This is a genomic window from Candidatus Neomarinimicrobiota bacterium (assembly GCA_041862535.1).
Taxonomy (GTDB): domain Bacteria; phylum Fidelibacterota; class Marinisomatia; order SCGC-AAA003-L08; family TS1B11.
The window spans coordinates 1-3,009 of sequence record JBGVTM010000069.1 but is presented as its reverse complement, the minus strand read 5'-3'; the positions used below and the strand labels follow the sequence as shown (position 1 = coordinate 3,009).

At 51.9% G+C, this 3,009-nt stretch carries 3 protein-coding genes; all 3 read left to right on the top strand.

The window, feature by feature from the left end:
• The coding region (locus tag ACETWG_02975) for a fibronectin type III domain-containing protein (protein ID MFB0515552.1) at positions 1 to 729 on the top strand (729 nt) is incomplete at its 5' end.
• A gap of 85 nt (positions 730 to 814) precedes the next feature.
• Positions 815 to 1,837, top strand: coding sequence for a hypothetical protein (locus ACETWG_02970; protein MFB0515551.1), 1,023 nt, complete (start codon positions 815 to 817; stop codon positions 1,835 to 1,837).
• Positions 1,838 to 2,058: 221 nt separating this feature from the next.
• Positions 2,059 to 2,898 carry a type II secretion system protein gene (locus ACETWG_02965; GenBank protein ID MFB0515550.1) on the top strand — a complete coding sequence of 280 codons (840 nt, stop codon included), beginning with the start codon at positions 2,059 to 2,061 and terminating at the stop codon, positions 2,896 to 2,898.
• The last annotated feature ends 111 nt before the right edge of the window (positions 2,899 to 3,009 follow it).

The following is a 3,009-nucleotide window of genomic DNA, read 5'->3' as shown; positions in this document are numbered from 1 at the left end:
TTTAGCTTTACTGACCCAAACATATTAACCATATACCATCGGGAATTTACGGGTCACGGTTTGTTCATCCCCCTGCCTACTTCATACAATCCTGTTACCGGACAGTTAAGAACCACCATGACCCGATTCGGCGAATTCATCTTTTGCTATCCTGATCTGCAAGAGGTGCCGTTGCCTCCGATTCTGCTACAGCCGCAAGACCAGGGCTCTGTTAATCCGGAACTGCCCGTTTCTCTTGAGTGGACACCCAGGGGATTTGCCAGGTCCTATCAGCTTCAATTGGCGACCGATTGTGAGTTTAACATCCTGCTGGTTGACGAGCCCGGCCTGACTGAGGCCCGCTATACCCTTGAGAATATAGAGCCCGGAACATCCTATTGCTGGCGCGTGTGCACGACGAACGAAGGCGGTAGGAGCGACTGGTCTGCAAGCTCGTTCGAGACCGTACCGCCTATGGTCCGGGTAACCGTCCCGAACGGCGGCGAACAGTGGCAGCGCGGCCTGGAGGTTTTCATCCTGTGGTATGACAATCTGAGTGAGGATGTTGTGATTGAACTCTACAAGGGTGACTCGTTGCTGCAGACCATTGGGACAACTCCCAGCACTGGAGCATACCAATGGGAGGTTGGTTTGGACCTTGAGCCGGGCAGTGATTATTCCATTAAAGTGAAAAGCTCGGCCGATGAGGCCCTATTCGATATGAGTGACAACACCTTCACTATCAATTAGCAGCCAATTGCAAAAGACCGGTCAGAAGTCCCCGATTTTCTTCGTCCGGCTTTCATACTATGGTACAATACGAGAAATACGCGATATGCGAACCGAATCCAAAGAAAATCTTGTTGCTAAGCTCGCAATGCTGCTCCTTTGTCTAACCGGCGCTATTGTCGAGGGGTTCCCCAAACGCGAAAGAATGCGTTTGGGGGTCCCAGAAAAGTCATTTGCCAACGAGCAAAGCAAATACCCCAATGCAGTCCACCCCTCTGCAGATAAAGGAAGTAATAAGGCACACTTTTCTGACGACGGTGAAGATTCGACGGGTAAAGCAATGATAAGACTGGCCAAATGGAGCAAGGGAATCACGGTCCAATCTCTTGCCGACCGGCAGGCGTTCATCTACCTGCGATTCTACGAGTGGAACCTGTTCGACGCAGTAAGACCTGGAGAGCACACAGCCGGAACGGACAAATGGCCTTGGGTTGTGGGTGCAGACGGTAAAAAGGCCGTGATGAAATCAGAACCTATGCAGATGACGGCCGAAGCCCGGAATGACGGAGTCGTCTTGAACCTCACCGTAACGAACGTATCAAATCACGACTGGCCTGAGACAGCGGCAATCATTCCTTGCCTCAGCCCCGACTACGCAAGATCCGGAGTCCCTGTGAATCCTCGGTTCTACGATGAGGAGCACAAGAGAACGTATTTTGTCGGAAGAAACGGACTTGAGTTACTGAAGGATAGAGAGATTCACTTCAGAAATTCATTTCGGGACGCCATCATTCAAAGATCCAGTGACAAGAAGGGAATGTTCAAGACTTTTTCGAAGAAATGGCCGACCTCAGATAGAGACGCCGTGACAGGCCTGATGGTACGCGAGTCTGTGGACGGCAAGTGGGTCGCCGGCATAGCTTGGGCGGATTTTCTCAGCGCCCAAGGTCATAACCCGCGGAAATGCGCGCATCTATCCGTACGAGTGGGTCCTTTGAAATGCGGGCAATCCAAGACAGTTAGAGGAAAAATTTACCTCTTTCAGAGGACCAAGGAAGACTGTTTAAGGCATTTCCGCAGAGACTTTCTCCACAGGACACCTTGCAGTGGAGCACGCAGTCAAGATTAAGGATAGTGTTCTGTCGCAGGCTATTTCAGGGATTGTCATGCTGAGCCAAAGACGAAGCATCTGGCTTTCGAACGAGAGATTCTTCGCTGCGCTCAGAATGACTCCCATCATTTATTTATAGACAGAGTGCTGGATTTTCCACTTGAATCGCGTATCAAGGTAATATAGAATGTGGTAATAAACCATATAGTGGGCTTGGCTATCCTTCGGAGAAAAAAGCCATGAGCAAGCCGCGAGCATTCACCCTTATAGAACTTCTTGTTGTTATTGCTGTAATTGCCGTTCTTATGGCTATATTAATGCCGGCGCTGCGAAAGGCAAAGGAACAGGCCCAATCTGCGGCCTGTCAGGGAAACCTCAAAGGTTTCACGCTGGCAGTTCAAATGTACGCCCAGGAGCATGACGATGGATTCGCGGAACCGCGGAGCTGTTACTTCTACACAAACAGTCTCTTGCCGGGGGATGTCAGCACCCATCGCCGCTGGTGCAATGAAGATGTGAATCTGAAATACCACCCGGAATATGGGAGCACCTTCTTTAGCTACTTGGCTGATGTGCGGTCGCTTATCTGCCCGACCTTCCGACGTCTTGCCAAATCCGGTTATAACCATAGCGACTTCGACAACGACATAGCTACCGGTGTCACAAACTACAACCCTTGGATGAACTACACCCAGAATGCGTATCTTGGCCCGAAGAACAGCCCCTGCAAGCCGCTTGTCCATAAGCTGATGGACATCAGGGACCCGGCCAACACATTTGTATATGCCGACGAGGGCCCTTTTGTCGAACCCGGTTTCAATACGCAGGGCCTCAACGACACCGCCTTGTTCCCCATTTGGCCGACGAGCGAGGCCCCAAATTGGGTGGAGAAAATGGGCAGTCCATGGAAGGTCAAACCCGGCCCTGATGGTATAGGCACGTTCACCGATGTCATTGCGGGTTTCCATAACGCCCCCAGCGGCAATCGCATCGCCGGCAAAGGCAACTGCGCGTTCGCAGATGGCCACGTCGCCCCAGCCTCCAGAATGGACAGCTTCCCCCTGGCCTGGCCCCGTTAGAATCACTGTCAGTTATGCACCCCGCACCAAAACGCAGTTTGCCCGGTGATACATCTCTGCCTACCGCCGGCTCACGACCGACTAACCGGTGCAATTTGTGCGGAGTCAGGG

Excerpts from the sequence above, each read along its gene's own strand:
- ACETWG_02970 (MFB0515551.1), top strand. The coding sequence starts at position 815 with ATGCGAACCGAATCCAAAGAAAATCTTGTTGCTAAGCTCGCAATGCTG.
- ACETWG_02965 (MFB0515550.1), top strand. The coding sequence starts at position 2,059 with ATGAGCAAGCCGCGAGCATTCACCCTTATAGAACTTCTTGTTGTTATT.